The sequence below is a fragment of the Streptomyces sp. NPDC045955 genome (assembly GCF_056430805.1).
Genome location: NZ_JBWKKY010000003.1, coordinates 40,925 through 63,868 on the forward strand (window position 1 = coordinate 40,925; position 22,944 = coordinate 63,868).

21 protein-coding genes are annotated in these 22,944 nt (G+C 71.7%); 9 read left to right on the plus strand and 12 right to left on the minus strand.

Annotation, left to right across the window (positions count from 1 at the left end):
• Nucleotide 1: 1 nt before the first annotated feature.
• The 11 genes from AC07F0_RS06605 to AC07F0_RS06655 form a co-directional block, all read right to left on the minus strand.
• A complete protein-coding gene (locus AC07F0_RS06605; RefSeq protein WP_478975097.1) occupies nt 2-1,081 on the minus strand; it encodes an isocitrate/isopropylmalate dehydrogenase family protein in 1,080 nt (359 codons plus the stop codon).
• On the minus strand, nt 1,078-3,108 hold the full coding sequence (locus AC07F0_RS06610) for a LeuD/DmdB family oxidoreductase small subunit (protein ID WP_478975100.1): 2,031 nt from the start codon (nt 3,106-3,108) through the stop codon (nt 1,078-1,080). The genes AC07F0_RS06605 and AC07F0_RS06610 overlap by 4 nt, the downstream gene beginning before the upstream one ends.
• A complete protein-coding gene (locus AC07F0_RS06615; RefSeq protein WP_478975103.1) occupies nt 3,105-4,325 on the minus strand; it encodes a GNAT family N-acetyltransferase in 1,221 nt (406 codons plus the stop codon). Before AC07F0_RS06615 ends, AC07F0_RS06610 begins: the two co-directional genes overlap by 4 nt.
• A gap of 19 nt (nt 4,326-4,344) precedes the next feature.
• Complete coding sequence (locus AC07F0_RS06620; protein WP_478975105.1) at nt 4,345-5,118, minus strand: class I SAM-dependent methyltransferase; 774 nt, start codon at nt 5,116-5,118, stop codon at nt 4,345-4,347.
• Nucleotides 5,115-6,296 (minus strand): LeuA family protein, encoded by a 1,182-nt coding sequence (locus AC07F0_RS06625; RefSeq protein ID WP_478975108.1) that lies wholly within the window; start codon nt 6,294-6,296, stop codon nt 5,115-5,117. The genes AC07F0_RS06620 and AC07F0_RS06625 overlap by 4 nt, the downstream gene beginning before the upstream one ends.
• Nucleotides 6,293-6,880 (minus strand): hypothetical protein, encoded by a 588-nt coding sequence (locus tag AC07F0_RS06630; RefSeq protein ID WP_478975111.1) that lies wholly within the window; start codon nt 6,878-6,880, stop codon nt 6,293-6,295. Before AC07F0_RS06630 ends, AC07F0_RS06625 begins: the two co-directional genes overlap by 4 nt.
• Nucleotides 6,877-7,221 (minus strand): chorismate mutase, encoded by a 345-nt coding sequence (locus tag AC07F0_RS06635; RefSeq protein WP_478975113.1) that lies wholly within the window; start codon nt 7,219-7,221, stop codon nt 6,877-6,879. Before AC07F0_RS06635 ends, AC07F0_RS06630 begins: the two co-directional genes overlap by 4 nt.
• On the minus strand, nt 7,218-8,162 hold the full coding sequence (locus AC07F0_RS06640) for an arginase family protein (RefSeq protein ID WP_478975116.1): 945 nt from the start codon (nt 8,160-8,162) through the stop codon (nt 7,218-7,220). Before AC07F0_RS06640 ends, AC07F0_RS06635 begins: the two co-directional genes overlap by 4 nt.
• On the minus strand, nt 8,159-8,662 hold the full coding sequence (locus tag AC07F0_RS06645; protein ID WP_478975118.1) for an N-acetyltransferase family protein: 504 nt from the start codon (nt 8,660-8,662) through the stop codon (nt 8,159-8,161). Before AC07F0_RS06645 ends, AC07F0_RS06640 begins: the two co-directional genes overlap by 4 nt.
• Nucleotides 8,650-10,662: an aminodeoxychorismate synthase component I gene (pabB, locus tag AC07F0_RS06650; protein ID WP_478975121.1), complete on the minus strand. Its 2,013-nt coding sequence runs from the start codon at nt 10,660-10,662 to the stop codon at nt 8,650-8,652. Before pabB ends, AC07F0_RS06645 begins: the two co-directional genes overlap by 13 nt.
• Nucleotides 10,663-11,123: 461 nt before the next feature.
• A complete protein-coding gene (locus tag AC07F0_RS06655; protein ID WP_478975124.1) occupies nt 11,124-12,437 on the minus strand; it encodes an adenosylmethionine--8-amino-7-oxononanoate transaminase in 1,314 nt (437 codons plus the stop codon).
• A gap of 374 nt (nt 12,438-12,811) precedes the next feature.
• On the opposite strand from AC07F0_RS06655, the gene AC07F0_RS06660 reads away from it, so the two are divergent.
• The 7 genes from AC07F0_RS06660 (at nt 12,812) to AC07F0_RS06690 (ending at nt 20,218) form a co-directional block, all read left to right on the plus strand.
• The gene (locus AC07F0_RS06660; protein WP_478975127.1) at nt 12,812-14,032 is read left to right on the plus strand and encodes an MFS transporter; all 1,221 of its coding nucleotides are present in this window, start codon (nt 12,812-12,814) and stop codon (nt 14,030-14,032) included.
• Between the two features lie 100 nt (nt 14,033-14,132).
• Nucleotides 14,133-14,372 carry an acyl carrier protein gene (locus AC07F0_RS06665; RefSeq protein WP_478975130.1) on the plus strand — a complete coding sequence of 80 codons (240 nt, stop codon included), beginning with the start codon at nt 14,133-14,135 and terminating at the stop codon, nt 14,370-14,372.
• Nucleotides 14,369-15,583 carry a beta-ketoacyl-[acyl-carrier-protein] synthase family protein gene (locus AC07F0_RS06670; protein ID WP_478975133.1) on the plus strand — a complete coding sequence of 405 codons (1,215 nt, stop codon included), beginning with the start codon at nt 14,369-14,371 and terminating at the stop codon, nt 15,581-15,583. Before AC07F0_RS06665 ends, AC07F0_RS06670 begins: the two co-directional genes overlap by 4 nt.
• Before the next feature lie 16 nt (nt 15,584-15,599).
• Nucleotides 15,600-16,766, plus strand: coding sequence for an 8-amino-7-oxononanoate synthase (locus AC07F0_RS06675; RefSeq protein WP_478975136.1), 1,167 nt, complete (start codon nt 15,600-15,602; stop codon nt 16,764-16,766).
• A gap of 55 nt (nt 16,767-16,821) precedes the next feature.
• A complete protein-coding gene (locus AC07F0_RS06680) occupies nt 16,822-18,372 on the plus strand; it encodes an AMP-binding protein (protein ID WP_478975139.1) in 1,551 nt (516 codons plus the stop codon).
• A complete protein-coding gene (locus AC07F0_RS06685) occupies nt 18,369-19,568 on the plus strand; it encodes a thiolase family protein (RefSeq protein WP_478975142.1) in 1,200 nt (399 codons plus the stop codon). Before AC07F0_RS06680 ends, AC07F0_RS06685 begins: the two co-directional genes overlap by 4 nt.
• Nucleotides 19,569-19,573: 5 nt before the next feature.
• Nucleotides 19,574-20,218, plus strand: a complete 645-nt coding sequence (locus tag AC07F0_RS06690; RefSeq protein WP_478975145.1) for an energy-coupling factor transporter transmembrane component T family protein — start codon at nt 19,574-19,576, stop codon at nt 20,216-20,218.
• 4 nt (nt 20,219-20,222) lie between these two features.
• On the opposite strand, the gene AC07F0_RS06695 is transcribed toward AC07F0_RS06690, so the two are convergent.
• Nucleotides 20,223-21,461: a cytochrome P450 gene (locus AC07F0_RS06695; protein WP_478975148.1), complete on the minus strand. Its 1,239-nt coding sequence runs from the start codon at nt 21,459-21,461 to the stop codon at nt 20,223-20,225.
• A gap of 180 nt (nt 21,462-21,641) precedes the next feature.
• On the opposite strand from AC07F0_RS06695, the gene AC07F0_RS06700 reads away from it, so the two are divergent.
• Entirely contained in the window at nt 21,642-22,208 is a 567-nt protein-coding gene (locus AC07F0_RS06700) for a biotin transporter BioY (RefSeq protein ID WP_478975150.1), read from the plus strand.
• Entirely contained in the window at nt 22,205-22,885 is a 681-nt protein-coding gene (locus AC07F0_RS06705) for an energy-coupling factor ABC transporter ATP-binding protein (RefSeq protein ID WP_478975153.1), read from the plus strand. Before AC07F0_RS06700 ends, AC07F0_RS06705 begins: the two co-directional genes overlap by 4 nt.
• Nucleotides 22,886-22,944 lie beyond the last annotated feature (59 nt).

Sequence of the window (22,944 nt, forward strand, 5' to 3'; positions counted from 1 at the left end):
GTCAGTCCTTGTCGCGGCGGGCGATCAGGCGGCATATCGCGTCACCGACCTCGTCGGTGCGGGCGGCGCCGCCCAGGTCGGGAGTGAGTACGTCGGACTCCAGCACCTGGTCGACGGCGCTCTCCACGGCGGCGTGCGCGTCGCCGAGACCCATCCGGTCGAGCAGCATCGCGTAGCTCAGGACGGAGGCGATCGGGTTGGCGCGTGCGGTGCCGGCGATGTCGGGCGCGCTGCCGTGCACCGATTCGAAGACGCCGAGAAAGGCGTCGTCCTGCGGGTCGTAGCTGGCCGAGGGGGCGACGCCGAGCCCACCGGCGAGCTGGGCCGCCTCGTCGCTGAGGATGTCGCCGAACAGGTTGGCCGCGACCACGACGTCGAAGCGGGCCGGGTCGCGGATGAGTTCCATGGCGGCGGCGTCCACGTACAGGTGGTCGTGCTCGACGTCCGGGTGGGCGGCGGCGACGGCGCGGAACCGCTCCTGCCACAGCGGGCCCGCGCTGGGCATGGCGTTGCTCTTGTCGACGAGGGTGACCTTGCGGCGGCGTGCGCGGGCCAGGCCGAACGCGGCCCGTACAGCCCGGTCCACGGCCGCGCGCGTGTGCACGGCGACCTCCATGGCGACGTGCCCGGGCCGACCGCCGCGGACCGTGCCGCCGACACCGACGTACACGTCCTCGGTGTTCTCGCGGACGATGACGAGGTCCACGGCGCCGGTGGAGGTGACGTGCTTCAGCGGGCAGTGCCGCAGCGAACGCAGCCGTACCGGACGCAGGTTGACGCCCAGTTCCAGCTGCTGGCGCAGGCCACCGATGATCTGCCGGGCGTGCGCGTTGTCCGGGACGCGGGGGTCACCGAGGGCACCGAGGAGAACGGCCCGGTAGCGGTCCCTGATGCCGGGGATGTCGATGTCGGTGCCGCCGTGCTTCAGGTGGTGGTCGGCGTCGTAGGGCAGTACGTCGGTGGTCAGGCCGGTGCCGAAGAGGTCGTCGACGACGGCATGGACCTTCAGCACTTCGGCCATCACCTCCGGGCCGATGCCGTCGCCGGGGATGACCGCGATCGTCCCGGTCACGTGGGTCACGCGGGTGCTCCCGTCCCGACCTGAGCGCGGACGTAGGCGACGAGGCCGCCCGCGGCGAGCAGTTCCCGCTCGAACGGGGAGGGCGGGATGATCGGCGCGGACGTGCTGCGCGTGACGTTGACGAGCTTTCCGCTCTCGTCGTCCACGACGAGCCGGTCGCCCTCGCGGATCTCGTACGCGAAGTCGCCGACCTCGACCAGCCGGAGGCCGATGTTGAGGGCGTTGCGGGCGAAGATGCGGGCGAAGCTGTGCGCGACGACGAAGGGGACGCCGGCCGCCTTGATGCCCATGGGGGCGTTCTCCCGCGACGAGCCGCAGCCGAAGTTCATGCCGCCGACGATGAGGGAGCCGCCCAGGTCGTGGCCGGTGGCCCGGTAGTGCTCCAGGAACGCCTCGTTGCCGGCGTGGGCCATGATGTGTTTGCGGTACTCGGCGGGGTCGGGGATCTGGCAGTAGACGCTGGGCAGGATCACATCGGTGTTGACGTGGTCGCCGAAGACCCAGGCGAGGCTTCCGGCCGCGTCGTCCGCGCCCCCGGAAGGAACGCCGGAGGCGGCGGCTGTGCCGGAGTCGGCCGACGCGGCGCCGGTGGTGCGGCCCTCCCGCACCGTGTGCAGCGCGAACAGGTCCTCGACGGCGGCGCGGACCTGGTCATCGCCCTCGTAGTAGTGGCCGCGGTCGCCGATCGGCGCGAGGACCCCCGTGAGCGCGGCGCGCGCCGCGACCGCGGGGCTCGCGAGGACGACGGCGGCGTCCACGTCGCCGCAGCGGCCGCGGAAGTTGCGGTTGGAGGTGAAGACGGCGACCTCCCCCTTGCCGAGCACACCGGACTTGATGCCGATGCACGGCCCGCAGCTGGAGGACTCGACGTAGCAGCCCGCCTCCAGCAGGACGTCGATCAGGCCCTCCCGCATCGCGGCCCGGTACGCCTTCTGGGAGGCGGGGATGACGATGGTGCGCACGCCGTCCTGGACCCGTTTGCCGCGCAGGGCGTCGGCGACCACACGGAGGTCCTCCAGGTGGCCGTTGGTGCAGGACCCGATGAAGACCTGCTCGACCGGTATCTCGCCCCGCTCGTTCGCGCGGGCGGCCAGCGGGGCGACGCCCGTCATGACATCCGGGCGGCCGGCGTACTCGTCCCAGTGCCGCAGCACGTACTGGAGCTGGTGGGCGCCGATGGCGTTGTCGGGCGAGAACGGCAGGGCGACGGTCGGCTCGATCCGGCCCAGATCGACGTCGACGACGTCCACGTACTCGGCGTCGTCCTCGTCGACGGTGAAGGTGGGGTACGCGGTGTCGCCGAGGTACTCCGCGAGGACCTCGTCGGTGGGGAACAGGCCGTACTTGGCGCCCATCTCTACGGCCATGTTGCTCAGCGACAGCCGGTCGTTGATCGCCAGCGAGGCGAGGCCGGGACCGCCGAACTCCAGGCTGCGGTAGACGGCTCCGTGCACGCCGAGCAGCCCGCACAGGTGCAGCGCCACGTCCTTGCCCTGGACGTGCGGGCGCAGCGAGCCGTGGAAGCGGACCAAGGTGGCCTCGGGCACCCGCATCCAGCACGTGCCGCGGACCAGCGCCATGGCGAGGTCGGTGGAGCCGATGCCGGTGGCGAGGGAGGCGACGGCGCCGGCGGTGCAGCTGTGGGAGTCGGCTCCCACCGCGACGTCGCCGGGCCGGATCAGCCCCTGCTCGATCAGGATCTTGTGCTGGATGCCGCCGTCGTACCCCACGTCGAAGACGCGGATGCCGTGTTCCCGTGCGAACCGCCGCAACTCGACGAGGATCGACGCCATCGACGCGGTGTGGGTGGGCACGACGTGGTCGAAGACGAACGCGGTCCTCTCCCGCTGCCGGGCGATGCCCTCGGCGATCCAGGCGTCGTCGAAGCCGCTGTCCCGGAGGATGTCGAGGGCCCATTTGACCGTCATCTCGCTGCCCCAGCACAGGTCGAAGGGCAGATCGACGACCTCTCCGGTGCGGACGGGACGGCCGAGTGCGTGCTCGAAGAGCTGTCGGACAAGAGTCATGGCGCGCTGCTTCCCTCCGGAGAACCGAGGAGCTGCCTCTTCAGGCAGTCGAAGACGGTGACGTACAGCTCGAGGCGCCGCTGCGCGGCGGGGGACGACAGGCGGATCCAGCCCCGGACCGGCCCGGGGCCACAGCCGCGCAACCGCTTGGCGTCGGGCGAGCCCATGCCGTACGCGATACGCCGGGCGCCCGCCGCCAGGGCCTGCTCCACGAGGTGGTAGAAGGTGAGGTTGAAGTAGGCGTGGGCGGTGCCCACGGCCGCGGCGTCGAAGCCCAGGAACTTGGGATGGAGGACCCCACCGGCCTCCAGGCACAGCAGGAAACCGGCGATGTCGTCGGCCGCCTCGGCGTCGTCGCGCCGCACCACGTGCAGGGTGGGGCCGAGGCGCTCCGCCGCCAGGAGCGTGGTGAACAGCCGCTCCATCGCGTCCCGGTCGACGGGCAGCCCGTACTTCTCGTGCTGCCCCTCGGACAGCACCGCGCACCGGGCGATCACGGTCGGGCCCGGGTCCTTCACCCGCTCGATGTGCAGGCCGCTCTCGGCGAAGCGGCGCATCTCGGCACGCACGACGGTCCGCCGCTTGCGGCCGAGGCCGCGGACGTAGTCGTCCAGGACGGCGTGGGAGGAGACGTCGAGGTCGTACTCCAGGTCGGAGAGGAACTCCAGATAGCCGTGGTCGGCGAGGACGCCGCGCAGGCCGTCGCCGGTGCCCGCGTGCCACAGGAAGCAACGGGCGGGGATCCCCTCGGCGGCGCAGTACTCGTCGACGGCGTGCAGCAGCCGGTCCACCGCCGCGGTTCGGTCGCAGCACGGCAGGGTGAGGATGTCGCTCGCGTAACCGTACGGGCTGGTGACGACCAGCGCGGGGTAGGCGACGGACCGCGCGTGGACGGCCTCGGTGCGCACCACGGCGGCAAGCAGCGCGGCGGCCTCGGCGGTCTCCGCCCCGGACCGGTCGCGGGCGAGGGCCTGGCGCAGGTGGTCCAGTTCGTAGTCGCCGAAGAGCGCGCCGACCGGGTCGTGGTAGGGGAAGGAGTCCGGGGCGCGCAGCAGCACGCTCTGCAGCCCGGCGACGGTGCGGCCGTCCTGCCGCAGCAGGAACAGGACCAGCTCGAAGCCGAAGCACTCCTCCACGGCCCGCAGCCAGTCATACGTCAGGTACACCTGGTGCTCCGGGACCAGCGCGTCCCATTCCGCCCGTTCGACGGCGGACACGGACCTGACGACCGTGACGTCACTCCCCACGCGCGGCCACGCCCTTACGTGCGACCACGACAAGACGGTCGGCCCGGTGGTCGTAGGGCGAGCCGTCATAGCCGCCGAAGGCCCTGAAGTCCTCGAAGCCCACGCTCCGCAGCATGTGCCGGAGCTCGGCGGCGCTGTAGAGCCACAGGGTCAGCGAGGCGCGGGCGGCGCGGTCGCCGTCGATGGAGAACCAGTCGCTGCGCAGCCGCGACCAGTCGTCCAGGACGGTGTCCCGCTGGACGAGGACCCGGCCGTCGTGCTCGGTGAGGGAGACCCGCTCGTCGAGCCGGGCGAGGACTTCCTTGCCGACGACGTCGACGAGGAGCGTGCCGCCGGGCGCGAGGCTCGTGTGGGCGTTGCGCAGCACCTGGAGGTTGTCCTCGTCCCGGGCGAAGTAACCGAAGGACGTGTACATGTTGATGATGACGTCGAACGCCTCCGGCTCGACGAAGTGGAGCATGTCGGCCTCGACGAACCGCGCGTCTGCGCCCGCCTCCCGGACCGCCTCGTCGGCGGCCTTCAGCAGCGCGGCGCTGCGGTCCACTCCGGTGACGGCGTGTCCGGCCTCGGCGAGCGGGACGGTGAACAGGCCCGGCCCGCAGCACAGGTCGAGGACCCGCGCGCCGGGCGGGAAACGGAACAGCGGCGACTCGGCCACGATCCGGGCCGCCTCGGCGGCGCGCTCATCGGAGAACAGATGGACGGAGAAGTCGTCCCAGAACGCCTGCTCCTCGAACCAGGTGCGGTCGTGCTGTGCGCTCATGCCTTCAGTGCCGTTCCCTGTCGCTGGTGGTAGATCTCGATCATCTGCGCCTCGGTGACGCTGGACTTGGTGCGGACGGCCACGTCCTTGACCTCGCGCAGGACATCGCCGAGGACCGTGTCGTCGTGGGCGAGTCCATGGGCGTCCAGGACGTACGCGACGATGGACTTGCCGGAGTGCTTGCCGATGACGATGCGCCTCGTGTGGCCGACGAGTTCGGGCCTGAGTGGCTCGTAGGCGGAGGAGTCCTTCATCACGGACGACACGTGCAGCCCGGACTCGTGGGAGAAGGCGTGGCCTCCGACGACAGGCTTCATGGGGCTCACATCGATGCCGGACAGGCCGGCGATCAGGTCGGACATGGGCTTGAGCCGGGACAGGTCGACGTTCGTCCGGTAGCCGTAGAGCTGCGTGAGGGCGACCGTGACCTCCTCCAGGGAGGCGTTGCCGGCCCGTTCGCCGATGCCGTTGATCGTGCACTGGACCTCGTCGGCGCCGCCGAGGACGCCCGCGATGGTGTTGGCCGTGGCGAGCCCGAAGTCGTTGTGGCAGTGCAGTGACAGCAGCACGCTGATCCGTTCGCGCAGCCGCGCGATGAGGGCACGGAACGCGTCGGGCGTGGTGGAGCCGACCGTGTCGGCGACGCCGACGAGATCCGCGCCGCTGTCCTGGGCCAGGACGAGAACCTCTTCGAGGTAGTCGTACGGGGTGCGGGTGGCGTCCTCGGAGCCGCAGCCCACGAACATGCCGAGGCTCTTGGCGTACGCGACGCCGTCGGCCATCTCGCGCTTGAGGCGGTCACGGACGGCGCTGTCGGTGCCGCCGAACTTGACCCGCATGTGCACGTCGGACGTCGGGAGGAAGGTGTAGATGGCGTCGGCGCCGCACGCCTTCGCGAGGTCGATCTCGGTGCGGTTCGGCCGGCAGAACGCCACGACACGGGCGCGCAGGCCCAGCGCGGCGATGGCGCGCACGGCTTCCCGGTCGGCCTCGGAGGAGGCGGGGAAGCCGGCGTCGATGCAGTCGACGCCCATCTCGTCGAGGAGTCGGGCGATTTTCACCTTCTCCTCGACCCGGAAGGCGACGCCGCAGGTCTGCTCCCCGTCGCGCAGCGTGGTGTCACAGACGAGGATCTTCCGGGCGGGGCCGGTCCCGGTCGCGGTCTGTGTTTCCGTCACTTCGCATCTCCCAGCAGGTAGTCGCGGCAGGGGGTGCCGATCACGTCGCCGGTGAACCGCGGACGGCGGCCGTAGACGACCCAGGTCGTGGTGACCGCGCCGATGTAGCGGTCGAGGCGCAGCGCGCCGTCCGACTGCTCCAGGTACTCCAGGTGCGTGAGCCCGGAGTCGTACCTGCCCTCCAGGAGGTGGCGGCCCACGACCGGCTTGGACGGCTCCCGGACGACCTCCTCCCACTGCGTCACGTCCACGTACCCGGCGGTCGCCGGCACCAGGCCGAGGCTGCGGGGGCGCTCCACGTCGCTGCGGCTCAGCAGCACCAGCTCCTTCGTGGGGTACACGAAGGTGTCGACGACGTGGACCTCCCCGAAGTACCGCTCGGTGATCAGGTGCACCTCGGGGTGGGCGCTGCACTGCACCAGGTAGTCGATCTCGCCGCGGCGGACGCGTTCGAGACCGTCGTGGAGGTCGAGCGTGAGGTCGATCTCCGCGTCCTTCTCGATGCCCTGGAACGCGAAGTAGTGCGCCACGGCGTTCTCGTGGCAGCTGCCCTCGGGGCCGAGGGTGGTGAACGTCAGGCTCATCGCCGTGCCTCCGTGGGTGACGCCGGCGCCGGGGCACCGTCGATGATCTCGTCCTCCAGGCGGCACGCCTCGTCGATCAGCAGGCCGGCCAGGGCACGCATGAAGTCCGGTGCCACACCGTGGCGTTCACCGCGGGCCGCGTACGCCTCGCGGACCGCGTGGACCCGGCGGGGCTGCATCATCGGGATGTCGTGGACCCGTTTCACCTCGGCGACCTCGCAGCAGACGGCCAGGCGCGCCGCGACGAGCTCCGCGAGCTGCTCGTCCAGTGCCTCCAGCCGTTCGCGGTAGGGCCGCAGCACGCTGTCGTGGGTCGGGTCGGTCAGGGCGGGGTCGGTCACGACGCCTCCAGGGCAAGGGTCAGGGCGCGGGCCGCGCCGCGCAGGTTGGCGAGTCCGTATCCGCCTTCCTGGACGAAGACGGTGGGAAGCCGCTGCGCGGCCAGGAGCGCGCCGACGGGGCCGAACACCTCGGGCGGCAGGCTCCAGGAGCCATGCGGGTCGTCACGGAGCACGTCGTAGCCGACGGAGACCACCAGCGCGTCGACGTCGGGCCCGCGCAGCGCTTCGAGGGCGTCCTTCACCAGGGCGAGGTACTCCTCCGCGCCGGGGTCTGCGGCCACGCCGAACAGACCGGTGCCGGGCTCGAACCGGTAGGGGAAGTCCTCCGGGTCGCTGGAGTGGACGGATGCGAACGGCAGCGCCGGGTCGCGCCGCACGCAGGCGAGCGTGCCGTTGCCCAGGTGGTAGTCGATGTCGAGGATGCCGACCCGGGCCGCGCCCTCCTCGCGCAGGGTGCGGGCGGCCACGACCGCGTTGTTGAGGAAGCAGTAGCCGCCGTACCATCCAGGCCCCGCGTGGTGGCCCGGGGGGCGTACGAGGGCGTACGCGGGCTCCTGACGCCGTGCGGTCAGCTCCGCGGCGGCGACGGCCGCGGCGGCCGCGCGGCGGGCGGCAGGCCATACGGCGCGGGTGACGGGGGTCTCCTGGGTGAGCCCCGGCGCGGCGAACGCGTCGTCGAGGACGGACTCCTCGCCCTCGGGGACACCGTTGCGTAAGTGCTCGAGCAGGGCGGGCTCGTGCGTGGCGGCGACGAGCCTGTCCGCGCGGGCACGGCTGTCCGGCCCGGCGGCGGGGGCGAGTTCCGCGCCGCCGTCGCGCAGGCCCGCCAGGATGCGGTGGATGCGCTCGGGCACCTCCTTGCTGGCGACCCGCGCACCGGACGGCTCCACCGTGAACGGCAGGACCCCGGTTTCCGCCTCCACGACCACGTGCAGCGTCATGACAGGTCCTTGATCACACGGGGGCCGACGGCCCGGAAGCCCACGCGCTCGTAGAACGCCAGGGTGCGGGGGTAGCCCGCGAAGTCGGGCGAGGGCAGACAGACTTCGACGCGGCGAACGCCGTCGGCGGCGCAGGCCTCGTCGAGCGCGTCCAGCAGGAGCGCGGCGACGCCGCGTGAGCGCAGCTCGGGCGCCACCCACAATTCCTGCACCTGCCGGTAGGGCGCGGCGAGCCGCAGCGGGGTCTGCGTGGTGTACGCGAGGACACCGACGACCCGCCGGTCCGCGCCGCGCGCCACGAGCACACCCCTGTCGTCCCGGCCGGCGATGGCGTCGCCCACGGCCGCCACGAGGCCCGCGACAGTGTGGCCGGGGTCGCCGCGCAGTTCGCGCAGCAGCGCGGTGACCGCCGCGGCCACCGCCTCCGCCTCGTCCGGTCCCGCGGGCCCGACGTCCACCACGCCGGACGCGTCGAAGACGTCCGCGCTCATGTCTGGCATTTCGTACTCGATTCCGTCATGACGTCGGTGAGTTCGCCGACGCCGAGGGCCCGCAGCAGCGCCCGCGCCTTGAGCCGTGTCTCCTGGAACTCCTCCTCGGCGTCGGAGAGCACGATCAGCGCACCCCCCACACCGATGCGCACCCGGTTGCCCTCCCAGACGATGGTGCGGATGACGATGCTCTGGTCGGCGCGGCCGTCGAAGCCGAAGAAGCCGAGGCTGCCGGAGTACGTCCCGCGTTCCTCGGGCTCCAGCTCGTCGAGGAGCTCGACGGTGCGCTTCTTCGGCGCGCCGGTCATCGAGCCGCCGGGGAAGAGCGCACGCACGCAGTCGACGGCGTCGCGGTCCTGGCGCAGCCGGCCGCGGACGGTCGTGACGAGCTGGTGGACGGTGGCGTACGACTCGGCGGCCATGAGCTTCGGCACGTACACGGTGCCGGGGTCGCAGACCTGGCCGAGGTCGTTGCGGAGCAGGTCCGCGATCATCAGGTTCTCGCTGCGGATCTTCGGGTCCGACTCCAGGGCCCGGCGGGCGGCCTCGTCGGCCACGGGGTCGTCGTGCCGCGGGGCGGTGCCCTTGATCGGCTTGGTCTCGACCTCGCCGTCGTTCCCGACGGTCACGAACCGCTCGGGCGAGGAGCTGAGCACCGCCCGGTCCCCGAGGCGCAGGTACGCGGAGTACGGGGCGGGGTTGGTGGACCTGAGCAGCAGATAGGTCTCCAGCGGATCGGCCTCGCTGGTGCCGCGTATCTGGTACGTGTAGCAGGCTTCGTACGAGTCACCGTCGCGCAGCCAGCGCTGCACCGTGTCGAAGTGCCGCAGGTAGGTCGCCCGGTCGACGCCGGGTTCCAGTACGGCCGGGGCCGTCTCGCGGCGGGGCCGCGGCACGGGTGCGCGGCGGGCCAGGTCGCGGATCTGGTCGCACCAGGCGGTGTGCTCCTCGGCGGTCAGGCCCACGGTGACGAGGAACCGCCGGCCGGTCTCGTGGTCGTAGGCGACGAACCGGTCGACGCGCAGGAGCTCCGCGTCGGGGCGCTCGCCGCTGCCGGGGCGCCCGATGCCGGTGCTGCCCTTGAGGCCGTAGCCGAGGTAGCCCACGTACCCCCCGGCGAACGGCACGGGGGAGGCGCCGGGCCGGACGGGTGTGGCGGCGAGGCCGGCGCGTAACGCGTCGAAGACGGTTCCCGGGACCGGCCGTATGGTGTCACCGGTCTCGTGTTCCACGACGTTCGTCGCCGCGTAGGCCCGGATCACCTCCAGCCCGGGTCCGGCGCAGGAGCCGAGGTAGCTGTAGCGGCCCATGCCGTAGGCGGCGCGGGAGCTGTCCAGCCAGAAGCTGTACGGGCTGTCGGCGAAGGCGCGCAGGAACAGCTCCTGGGCCTCGAGGTCGGTGTCGAGGTCGTTCCACCGGAGGGCGGGCGGGATGCCGAGGAAGTTCGCGATCAGTTCCTCGCCGTACTCGCTCTCCACCGACTCGGGGTGGAACTGCACGCCGTACAGGGGCCGTTCACGGTGCTCCAGGCCCATCACCACGCCGTCCTCGGCGCGGGCGGTCACGACGAGGTCGTCGGGCAGCGGCTCGGTGACGGCGAGGGAGTGGTAGCGCACGGCCTGGAAGCCCTGGGGCAGGCCGGCGAAGACGCCACTGCCGGTGTGCGTGATGGCACTGGTGCGGCCGTGGACGACCTCCGGCGCGTGGCCGACCTCGCCGCCGAAGGCGACGACGAGCCCCTGATGGCCGAGGCAGACGCCGAGGCAGGGCACGGTGGCCCGCAGCAGCAGGTCACGGCAGAGTCCGAAGTCGGCTTCCCGCGCCGGGGTGCCGGGCCCCGGGGAGATCACCACATGGGTGAAGTCCCGTGCCAGCAGGTCGTCCACCGTCGCCTCGTCGTTGCGTACGACGACGGGGGGAACGCCGGCGACCTTCCAGATCAGCTGGAAGAGATTCCAGGTATAGGAGTCGTAGTTGTCGACAAGAAGGATCCGCAGGTCTTTCACCATGTGGTGGAACTCCTCGAGAACCGGAACCGGCCTCGTGGGCGCGTCAATCCGGCTGACCGTCAGTGTGTTATCGGACGGCAGACGTCCGGGGAGAAAACGCCACTTCGCCACAAAGTGTGCAGCGAAAGCGACCGGCGACGTGCGCAAGGGCATGCCCATGCGCACGAGATGGCAGTGACCTGTTCCCGCCCCCGTAAGTCTGTCCCCGCTCGGAAATGTTCCGGGATGCCGTCACATCCGGTGGGTCGTGATCGAATTGGCGGCTCCGGGACCCTTCCCCCGATGCCGCCGATGCTAGTCAGCGCGGACCGAAAGCGCACCCTTGTGTGACTCAGGACACTGCAACTCGGCCACTGGGCGGGTGATTTTCCGAGGAAGCATGTGAATAAGCCATTCCGCTATCGGGTTTGCCGTCGTGTCAGTCAGTCTTCGACGTTCGTCAGTCAGTCTCCGACGTCCCGTCAGCCTGCCTCCGCGGCAGCCAGGACGCCGGCCGCGATGGTCTCCAGGTCGGTGTCCTCCGTGATGAACGGAGGCATGGTGTAGATCATGTCGCGGTAGGGCCGCAGCCACACCCCGCGCCGCACCGCCGCCCGGGTTGCCGCGGTCACGTCCACGTCGTGGTCGAGCTGCACCACGCCGATGGCGCCGAGTACGCGGACGTCGACCACGCCGGGAAGGTCCGCGGCGGGCTCCAGGGCCGTGCGCAGCCCGGCCTCGATCCGCTTGACCTGACGACGCCAGTCGTCGCGCAGCAGCAGCCCGATCGAGGCGTTGGCCACCGCGGAGGCCAGCGGGTTGGCCATGAACGTCGGACCGTGGGCGAGCACCGGGAGTTCGCCCCGGGAGATGCCCTCGGCGACCCGGGACGTGCACAGCGTCGCGGCCATCGACAGATAACCGCCGGTCAGGGACTTGCCCAGGCACATCACATCGGGGCTGACCCCGGCATGAAGGGCGGAGAACAGCTCCCCGGTCCGTCCGAAACCCGTCGCCACCTCGTCGAAGACGAGCAGGACGTCATGGGCGTCGGCGGCCTCACGCAGTACCCGCAGATAGCCGGGGTCGTGGAAGCGCATCCCGCCGGTGCCCTGCACCACGGGCTCCACGATGACGGCGGCCAGCTCGTGGGCGTGCCGCTCGACGAGCCCGGTCAGGTGGCGGGCGTAGTCCTCGTCGACGCCGGCGTCGAAGCCGGCCGGTGGCCGGTCGGCGAACGCCTGCTCCGGCAGCAGGCCGGTCCAGGCGCTGTGCATCCCGGCGTCCGGGTCGCACACGGCCATTGTCTGGAACGTGTCGCCGTGGTAGCCCCCGCGCCAGGTCAGCAGGCGCCGCTTCTCGGGACGGCCCAGCGAACGCCAGTACTGCAGGCACATCTTGACCGCGACCTCGACGGACACCGATCCGGAGTCGGAGAGGAAGACGTGCCGCAGCGGCTCGGGGGTGATCTCGACGAGGGTCGTGGCCAGCCGCACCGCCGGCTCGTGGGTGAGGCCGCCGAACATCACATGGCTCATCCGGTCCAGCTGGTCACGCACGGCCGCGTCCAGCACCGGGTGCCGGTAGCCGTGGACGGCCGCCCACCACGAGGACATCCCGTCGACGAGCTCGCCGACCCCGTCGACCGGCACGGCGAGCCGCAGTCGTACGCCCTTCGCCGACTCGACGACGACGGGGTCGGTCCGGCCGGGCATGGGCGCGTACGGGTGCCACACATGGGCCCGGTCGAGTGCGAGCAGCTGCTGGGGCTCCAGGGGCGGCACGGGTGCGGGCACGGGATCCGATTCCTCCTCGGCACTTCGTCGGCGAAGTGACTGGCAGTGGCCCGAATATAACGGTCCCCGCACATCACGGACGGTGAATAGGCCGAGTCGACGAAGAAGTTGACTGAAAACAATCTTCCACTGCTCTTCAATGGGAGGAAACGACGATGGTTTCCGGACGGCGGCGATGACGCCGACCACTCCCGGAGCGTGACAACGAGGGGCGGCCTGCTGATACGTTTACCGCCCGACCCCGCTGGTAAAGCAGTTCCACAATGACGGCACGAATGGAAAGGGGGCGGGGGTCATCCGTCGTCCCGTCATACGTGATTTCGTCGGCCGGGATCCGGCATACCTGATCCCGGACCGGTTTCGCAGGGGGTGCCGTGCCGCATAAGGTCATTCTGGCCCTTCTGGCGATCGGTTCCTTCGCCGTCGGCACCGACGGTTTCGTCATCAGCGGAATTCTTCCCGTCATAGCGGGCGATCTGAAGGTGTCCGAGCCGGTCGCCGGACAGCTCGTCACGGCTTTCGCGCTGAGTTACGCGATCAGCGCGCCGGTCCTGATGACCCTGACCGCCGGGCTGTCCCGCCGTGTGATGCTGCGCGGCTCCCTGCTGCTGTTCCTCCTCGCCAACGTGCTCGGCGCGCTCGCGCCCACATACGGCGTGCTGCTGGCCGCGCGGATCCTGGCCGGCGTCAGCGCCGCGCTCTACATGAACACCGCGGCGGCGACGGCCACCGCGCTCGCGGGGGAAGCCCACCGCGGCCGGGCCGTGTCGCTGATCGTCGGCGGCCTCACGGTGGCCACCGCGCTGGGTGTGCCCGGCGGCACGCTGGTGGGCCAGCTCGGCAGTTGGCGGTTCACCCTCGTGCTGGTCGCCGTGCTCGCCCTGCCGGTGCTGGCCGGGCTCTGTCTGATCATGCCGCCGGTGCCCCAGCCACCGGTCGTCGGCATCCGTGACCGGGTGCGGATAGGCTCCCAGCCGCCCGTGCTCCTCGCGGTCACGGCCAATCTGCTCGCCGTGGCCGGCTGCTTCACGGTCTTCACCTACCTCGCCGCGTTCACGCGTGCCGCCACGCACCTGGACGACGCGAGCGTCAGCCTCGTTCTGCTGGTGTGGGGCGTGGCCGGCGCGGTCGGCACCGCGATCGGCGGTCGGCTCAGCGACCGGATCGGAGCCGAACGCACCTTCGTCGCCTCCGTGTCGGGTGTCGTGGTGACGATGACGCTGCTGGCCGCCACGGCGAGCTTCTTCACCTCGGGGGCGACCGCCGTCGTGGCGGCCTTCCTCACCGTCACCGTGGTCTGGGGGGTGTGCTACTGGGCCGAGCCGCCCACCGCCATCCACCGCGTGCTGGACCTCGCCCCCGGCGCGCCGGCCGTGGCCATCTCGGTGAACAGCTTCGCGTCCTACGTCGGTGTGGCCCTCGGCGGCGCGGTCGGCGGCGCGGTTCTCGACCGGCTCTCGCCCGCCGCGCTGGCATGGGCGGGTGTGTGCCTGGAGCTGGCGGCACTGGCGTGCGTCGTCGTGCCCCGCGTCATGGCGGGGCGGCGCGGCGCGGAAGACCCGGCACCGCACGAAGGTGCCGTGACCAGCGTGTGACCTAGACGACTTCCGGACCGGTCGGCGGTGACGCCGGGGGCCGGAGGTGCAACAGTGCGAAAGGACCAATCCATGGAAAACAGGGGGAGGTTGGCCCACCGTGGCTGACGAGGTTCTGGAGCGGCTCACGACCTGCGCCGCACACGTCCTTCAGGTGAAGCGCGAGTCCGTGACCCCGGACGCGAGCCTTGCCGACGATCTGGGAGCCACCAGTCTCATGCAGGTCGAACTGGTCATGGCTCTGGAGGAGGAGTTCGACATCTCGATGCCGGACGACGCCGTCGAGGACATCCGTACCGTCGACGACCTGCACCGCCTCGTCCTGTCGCTGGCGTCATGACGGACGGCCGCACGGACGGCGTCACGAGGCGTCACACACCGGGACGCCGCCGGGTCGCCGTCACCGGGCTCGGCGTCGTCAGCGCCTGCGGCACCGGCACGGACGCCTTCTGGGAGGGCCTGTTCGGCGACCCGCCCGAGGGCCACCGGGAACTCACCGACTGGGACCCGTCGCCCTGGATGGATCCGCGCGAGGTCCGCCGCACCGACCGGTTCACGCAGTTCGCCGTCGCGGCCGCCGACATGGCCTGGCGCGACGCGGCCCTGAAGGCGGCGGAGACGGACCCCGACCGCTGCGGCGTCGTCATCGCCACCGCCCTCGCCGGGGTCGGCACCTTCGAACGACAGGCCGTGACGCACCACGAGCGCGGCCCCCGGCGCGTCTCCCCGTACCTGGTGCCGATGATCATGGCCAACGCGGCGGCGGCGACCGTGGCGATGCACGGGGGGCTGCGCGGCCCCTGCGAGAGCGTCGAGACCGCCTGCGCCGCCGGTACACACGCCATTGCCCACGCCGCACGCATGATCGCCGACGGCACCTGCGACGTGGTCCTGGCGGGCGGCACGGAAGCGGCGATCACGCCCACGATCGTGGCAGGGTTCACCACCATGCGGGCCCTGTCGCCGTCGGGCCGAACCCGGCCCTTCGACGCCGCGCGCGACGGCTTCGCCATCGCCGAGGGGGCGGCCGTGCTGACGCTGGAGGACTGGGACACGGCGGTGGCACGCGACGCCACCATTCACGGGGAGGTGCTGGGAGCGGGCAGCACCGCCGACGCACACGACATCACCATGCCGGCCCCGGACGGTGCTCCGGCCGCCCGCTGCATCCGCCTCGCCCTCGCCGACGCGGGGCTGCGTCCCGAGGACGTACGCCAGATCAACGCGCACGGCACCGGCACCGTCCGCAACGACCAGGCGGAGAGCAACGCCATCCGGGCGGTGTTCGCCGACTGCCCTCCGGTGACCTCCACCAAGGGCGCCACCGGGCATGCCTTCGGCGCCGGCGGCGCGCTGGAGGCGGTCGCGGTGCTGCTGTCGATGCGGCACCGGGTGATCCCGCCGACCGTCGGGCTCACCGAGCGGGATCCGGACCTGGACGTGGACGTCGTGACCGGCGACGGCCGCTCGTGGGAGCCCGGCCCGGCCATCACGTCGTCGTTCGGCTTCGGCGGCCACAACGGTGTCCTCGTTTTCGGTCCCCACACGTGACGGGCGGGATGCAGCGATGGAGTCACAGCGGCAAGGCGGCGGACCACAGGACGTGTTCGCCTGGATCGACGACACCGCACGGCGCATGGAGCGGGCCGGACTGACCCGCCGGGTCCATGTCCGCGGCCCCCGCCCCGACGTGATCGACTTCGGCGGCAACGACTACCTCGGCCTGACCCGGCATCCGGAGGTCGTCCGGGCCGTGGCCGACGCGGCCCACGTCTGGGGAGCCGGCTCGACCGGGTCGCGGCTGGCCACCGGCACCACCGAGGTGCACGCCGAACTGGAGCGGGAACTGGCCGAGTTCTGCGGTGCTGAGGCCGCGCTGGTCTTCTCCAGCGGGTACCTGGCCAACCTGGGCGTGGTCACCGCGCTGGCCCGCCCCGGCACGCTCGTCGCCTCCGACGCGTTCAACCACGCGTCGCTGATCGACGCGCAGCGGCTGTCCGGTGCCGCCGTGGTCACCACCGACCACGGCGATCGGCAGGCGCTGGCGCGCGTACTGGACGGCCGGGAACAGCAACGGGCCCTGGCGGTCACCGAATCGGTGTTCTCGGTCGACGGCGACCTGGTGGACCTCGCAGCGGTGGCGGCCGTCTGCCGCGAGCACGGCGCGGGGATGCTCGTGGACGACGCGCACGGCTTCGGCGTCCTCGGCGAACGCGGTGAGGGAGCCGTGGCCGCCGCCGGACTGGGCGACAGCCCGGACGTCGTCACCACCCTCACCCTGTCCAAGTCGCTGGGCGCGCAGGGCGGTGCGGTGATCGGCACCCGCCGCGTGGTCGACCATGTGATGAACATGGCCCGCAGTTTCCTCTTCGACACCGGGCTCGCCCCGGCCTCGGCGGCCGGGGCGCTGGGCGCCCTGCGGGTACTGCGCGCCGAACCGGACCGGCCCGCGCGGACCCGTGCGGTGGCGGCGGCCATCGCCGAGCGCCTCTCGGCCGCCGGGCTGCCGGTGACCCGGCCCGACGCCGCCGTGGTCTCGGTGCGGGGCCCGTCACCGGCGCGGACGGTGGAGTGGGCGGGGAACTGCCTCGCCGACGGGGTCAGGGTGGCGTGCTTCCGGCCCCCTTCGGTGCCCGACCGCTACTCCCGTATCCGGCTGACCGCCCGCGCCGACCTCACAGCGGCCGAGATCGACCGGGCCGTGGAGGTGGTGGCCAAGAACAGCCCCTGGTGAGGGGACCCGACCCGTGGCCATCCACCCGACGACCGCCGAACGAGGGCATGACGCAATGACGATCGCCAGTGGATTTCTCACCCACGCCACGAAGTCCCCGGACCGTGTCGCTCTCGCCCTCCCCTCGGGCGACGGCGGCCCGGGCCGGTCATGGAGTTACGCAGCGCTGCGACGCGGTGTGCTCGCCGTCGCGCGGGCACTGCGCGCCGAGTTCGGCGCGGCCCCCGGGCCAGAGGTACGGATCGCCGTGTTGCTCGGCAACCGCAGGGAGTTCCTGGAGATCTTCCTCGGTGCGGCCGTCGCCGGCATCCCGGTGATGGTGCTCGACCCCGAGTGGAGCGAGGCGGAGCTGGCCGCCGTCCTGGAGGGCACCGCCCCGGCACGGCTGTTCCACGACCGGTCCGCCGCGGCGCCGCTGCCCGCCGACGCGGAGGTGGACGTGGCCGATCCCGGCTCCGACTCCGGCTTCGCGCGGTGGCTGCGGCGGCACGGGGGCAGCGAACGCCCCGCGGCCGAGGACGAGTTCGACGCGGTGCCGGACAGCGCTCCGTTCTACGTGGGGTTCACCTCCGGAAGCACCGGACACCCTAAGGGCGCCGTGCGCGCGCACCGGTCCTGGCTGCGGACGTTCGAGCACTACTCCGGGTTCGGCATCGGTGAGGCCGACACGATCCTGCTCCCGGGCTCGCTCGCGCACTCGCACTTCCTCTTCGGCGCGGTGCACGGGCTGCACGCGGGCGCGACGGTGTGCCTGACGCCGTCGTTCGACGCGGAGGCCGTGTTGGACCACGTCGAGCGGTACGGGGCGAAGCACCTGTATCTGGTGCCGACCATGTTCGAGGCGCTGCTGGAGCAGGCCCGCCGGCAACCAGGCCGGTCGTTCCCCGGCGTGCGGACGTTGCTGTCGGTCGGCGCGAAGTGGTCGCCCGCACGGCGGTCACGGGTCCCTGAGCTCTTCCCGAACGCTGACCCGGTGGAGTTCTACGGGGCGACGGAACTCAGCCTCGTCTCCGTGCTGCACGGCCACGAGGACGGCCCGTGGGAGTCGGTGGGCCGCCCCGTGCCGGGCGTCGAGCTCTCCGTACGATCGCCGTCGGGGCAGGAACTGGGCGTGAACGAGGTCGGCCGGCTGCACGTCCGCAGCGACATGCTGTTCACCGGCTATCTGTCCGCCGAGCACACCGGTGCCCCGGACGAGGACGGCTGGTTCACGGTCGGCGACATCGGCCGGGTCGACGAGCAGGGGTATCTCCATCTCGTGGGCCGGGACAAGGGCATGCTGATCAGCGGGGGAATCAACGTGTACCCCGAGGAGGTGTCGGCCGCCCTGCTGCGGCTGGAGGAGATCGCGGAGGTCGCGGTCGTGGGCCTGCCCGACGAACGCTGGGGCGACCTGGTGTGTGCCGTGGTGCGCTGGCGGGACGGGGCACGCCTCGGCCTGGCGGAGCTGCGGGACCGGGCGTCACGCCATGTCTCGCGGCAGAAGTGCCCCCGCCGGCTCTTCGAGACGGAAGATCTGCCCTACACATCGAGCGGAAAGATCGACCACCGGAGGGTGCGCGGCATGCTCCTGGAGAGTCGGCACGGCATGCGGGAGGTTCTGTGAACGGGCAGCGGCCCATCGTCGTGGCGGCGCGGCGCACTCCGATCGGCAGGATCGGCGGGGCGTTCGCCACGACACCGATCCATGAGCTGCTGCGGCCGGTGCTCGCGGCTCTCCTGGACGACCTGGGAGTCAGCGGCGCCGACGTGGACGACGTGATCGTGGGCAACGCGGGCGGCTGCGGCGGCAACCCCGCCCGGTACGCCTCGCTGTTCGCGGGCCTCGGGATCGAGGTTCCGGGCATGACCGTGGACCGGCAGTGCGCCAGTGGCCTGGAGGCGGTCAACCTGGCGGCCCGGCTGGTCGCGGCGGGCGCCGCGGACGTGGTGCTGGCCGGAGGCGCGGAGAGCGCCAGTACCGCGCCGTGGCGGGTGGAGCGCCCGCCCGTCCTGCACGGCATGCCCCGCTTCACCGCGCGACCGCACTTCGTGCCCGCCGAGTTCGGCGACCCGGACATGGGGATGGCCGGGGAGAACGTGGCCCGGCTGGGCGGGATCGGCCGGGAACGGCAGGACCGGTACGCGCTGGGCAGCCACCGCAAGGCCGTCGCCGCGGCCGAGGCCGGACGGTACGACGCCGAGCTCGTGCCGGTCGAGGTGCGCGTCGGCAGGGCGGGCACCGTGACGGTGACGGCGGACGAGTGTCCGCGCCCGGACACCAGCCTCGAGAAACTCGCCCGGCTCAGGCCGGTGTTCGCCGAGGACGGCACGGTCACCGCGGGCAACGCGTGCCCGGTGAACGACGGCGCCGCCATGGTCGCGGTCGTGTCGGAGCGGAAGTCGCGCGAGCTGGGGTTGTCGCCGGGGCTGCGGTTCGTCGACGCCACGGTGACGGGAGTGGACCCGAAGATCCTCGGCTGGGGCCCGGTGCCCGCTGTGCGGCGGCTGCTGAAGCGCAACCCCGGGCTGGGCCTCCCCGACGTGGGGCTGGTGGAGTTCACGGAGGCGTTCGCCGGCCAGGTCCTGGCCTGCCTGGACGAGCTGGGCATCCCCGAGGAGAGGGTCAACCGGGGCGGTGGCGCCATCGCCCTCGGCCACCCGTGGGGTGCGTCGGGCGCGGTCCTTGTGACCCGGCTGTTCTCCGACATGTCCGGCACCTGCGACTATGTCGCCGCCGAGGCCCGGTACGGCCTGGCCACCCTGGGCGCGGCCGGCGGTCTCGGCGTCGCGACGCTGTTCGAGCGCCACACGGAGCGCTGAGCGGTGTGATCGGCCTCTACCACCCCGCGCGCACGCCGGTGCACTCGACACCGGCAGGCCTGAAGCTGCTGGGGCTGTTCGCCACCGGCACCGGAATGTTCTTCGTACGGTCGCCACTCGCGCTTGGCGGGGCGGTGGCCGCGGTGGCGCTGTGCTACGCGCTCGCCAAGATCCCCGTACGGCTCGCCCTACGGCAACTGCTGATGATCCTGCCGTTCGCCGCGCTGCTGGTGCTCGCTCAGGGACTGCTGAGCGACTGGACGAAGGCGCTGTTGATCGGTGAACGCATCGTCGTACTGGTGACGCTGGCGAACCTGGTCACCCTGACCACCCGCACGTCCGACATGATCACGGCCGTCGAGTACGTACTCAAACCGCTGGCGCCGTTGGGGGTGCGGCCGGAGCGGGTCGGGCTGATGGTGGCCATGACGATCCGCTTCGTACCGGTCATCAAGGAGCAGGCGGATCTGGTGCGGGCCGCCCAGCGGGCGCGAGGCGTGGAGCGCAGTACGGCCTTCCTCACCCCGCTGCTGGTACGAACCCTGCGCCTGGCCGACGGACTCGGCGAGGCGCTGGAGGCGCGCGGCCTGGACGCGCCCGCCGATGAGCGGCCGACCCGGCGGTCCGGTGCGGCCCGGCGCGAGGGCTGACGGCTCAGCCGCGCACGACCGGGACCCGGAGCGGGGCGCGGAAGGACAACAGCGCGAGCATCGGCGGCGTGGCGGGGTCGGCGAGCCGGAGGTCCGGGAACCGGGCGGTGATCATGCGCATCACCACGTCGGCCTCCATCCGGGCCAGTTCCGCGCCGGAGCAGCGGTGCACGCCGAGGCCGAAGGAGAGGTGCTGGCGCACGTTGCCCCGGTGCGGGCAGATCCGCTCGGGCTCGTCGAAGACGCGGGGGTCGGAGCCGGTGGAGGCGAGCATCAGCAGGAGCGGCGCCCCCGCGGGCAGGTCCGCACCGGCCACCGTGACGGGCCGGGCCGTGATCCGCCGCCAGGTGGTGATGGGCGGCTCGCGCCGCAGCATCTCCTCGGTCCACGGCTCGACGGTCTCCGGCTCCTCGGCGAACCGCCGCCACAGGCCGTCCTGTTCGAGGGCCCGTCGGAACATGGTGCTGAGCATCTGGGTCGTGGTCATCTGCCCAGCGATGATCATGAAGTAGACGACGGCGGCGGCCTGAGCCGGGCTCAGTGGCCCCCCGTCCGGCAGGCGGTGCGCCGCGAGCGCGCCGAGCAGCGTGCCGGGATCGGGGTCCGGCTGCCGCACCAGTTCGATGAGCCAGGCGTAGAAGTCAGCGGCTTCCCGGGCGAGTTCGACCTCCCGGTCGCCCTGCGGCCGGCCCCAGAACAGTTCCAGGGATGCCTCGCTCCACCGGGCGAGGGTGTCGATGCCGACGTCGACGGCCTCGTCCAGGCCGAGGATCCGCAGCATCACCCGGAACGGCACGTTGCGTGCCGGCCCGGTGGCGAGGTCGCACACGCCGTCGGCCGCGAGTCGCTCCTCGAGGTCGTCGAGGCACTCGGCCACGACCTGCTCGACCATCGGGACGGCGCGGTTCACGGCGTGGGCGTTGAGCAGCCTGGTCATGATGCGCCGGTAGCCGCTGTGGCTGTCACTGCCGTTGTTCGCGAGGGTTTTCGGCAGATCGAATTTGACCTTGGCCAGCGTTCGCAGCGTTCGCACGGAGAAACGGCTGACGGCGTCGATCGCGTTGTCCGGAAGGAAATTCTCCGGATCCAGCAGAATCGCCCGGACGTCGTCGTAACGGCTCACCAGCCACAGGCCCGTATGCTCGTCGTACTTCACGGGTTCGCGTTCGCGGAGTGCTGCCATCACCGGAAACGGATCCAGCGCGTACCGCTGGTCGAACAGATCGACATGGTCCATCGGCATCGCCGCCATAATGTCACCCTCACCTTCCGGAAAACGCTATCAATCCTCGGGAGTACGACGAATACTCCGAGGCGTCGGACGTGTGTGAGCCGTATCTCGTGGAAGTGCGGGGCGTGTGACGGAGGTGCGGCCTAGGATGAGCCGAGTGTCCGCGGTCCACACCGTTTCAGGGGGAGTGAGGTGCGTACGAAGGACATCGCCCAGATCGCGCTGTTCGCCGCGATCATGGTCGTACTCGGCCTGTTCCCGCTGATCGAGGTGCCGATCGTGCCGGCTCCGATCACCTCGCAGACGCTCGGCATCGCACTGGCGGGCTCCATCATCGGTGCGCGCAGAGGCGGGCTGTCGATGCTGTTGTTCGTCGTGCTGGTGGCCGTCGGGCTGCCCGTCCTGGCCGGCGGGCGCGGCGGCCTCGGGGTCATCCTCGGACCGACCGGCGGGTTCATCCTCGCCTATCCCCTCGGCGCTTTCGTCGCAGGCTTGTTGACCGAGCGGATGTGGCACCGGTACACGCTCCGGCGCGCGATCCTGTGCAACTTCACCGGAGCCGCCCTGGTGCTGTACGTCATCGGCATCCCCTGGATGTCCGTCGTCTCCGGCATGCCGCTGGGCAAGGCTTTCGTGGTCTCGGCGGTCTTCCTGCCGGGCGACACGCTCAAGGTGGTCCTCGCCTCGCTGGCCGCCGTGGCGGTGCGCCGCGCGTACCCGCTGATCGAGCCCGGCCGTCCTGCCGACGCGCGCGCATGATCGAGATCAGCGGGGTCAGCCACTGGTTCGGCGAGCGGCGGGTGCTGGACGACATCACCCTCACGCTCGACACCCGCCGCGTCGGCGTCGTCGGGTCGAACGGCTCGGGCAAGAGCACCTTCGCCCGGCTGCTCAACGGCCTGCTGGTGCCCGGCAAGGGCCAGGTCCGGGTGAACGGCTTGGACACGGCCCGCAAAGGCCGGGAGGTGCGCCGCCAGGTCGGTTTCGTCTTCCAGGACCCGGACGTGCAGATCGTGATGCCCACGGTCGCCGAGGACCTCGCGTTCGGGCTGAAGCACCACGGCCTGGACAGGGCGCAGATCGCCCGGCGGGTGGACGAGGCGCTGGAGCAGTACGGGCTCGACGAGTTCCGCGACCACCCCGCGCACCTGCTGAGCGGCGGACAGAAGCAGATGCTGGCCATCGCCGCGGTGTTGGCGGTGCAGCCGCGGTACGTCGTCTTCGACGAGCCGACGACGCTGCTCGACCTGCGCAACCGCCGCCGGATCACCAAGCTCATCAGGGAGTTGGAGCAGAACGTCGTGGTGATCTCCCACGACCTGGAGCTGCTGGCCGAGTTCGACCGGGTGATCGTGCTCGACCGGGGCCGGGTCGTCGCGGACGGCCCGCCACCCGAGACGATCGAGGCGTACGTCGCGATGTATCCCCCGCTGTAGCGGGTAGCCGTGCGCGGGACGCCGCGCGGGTGGGGCGACGGCTGTGCGAGACCGGCACG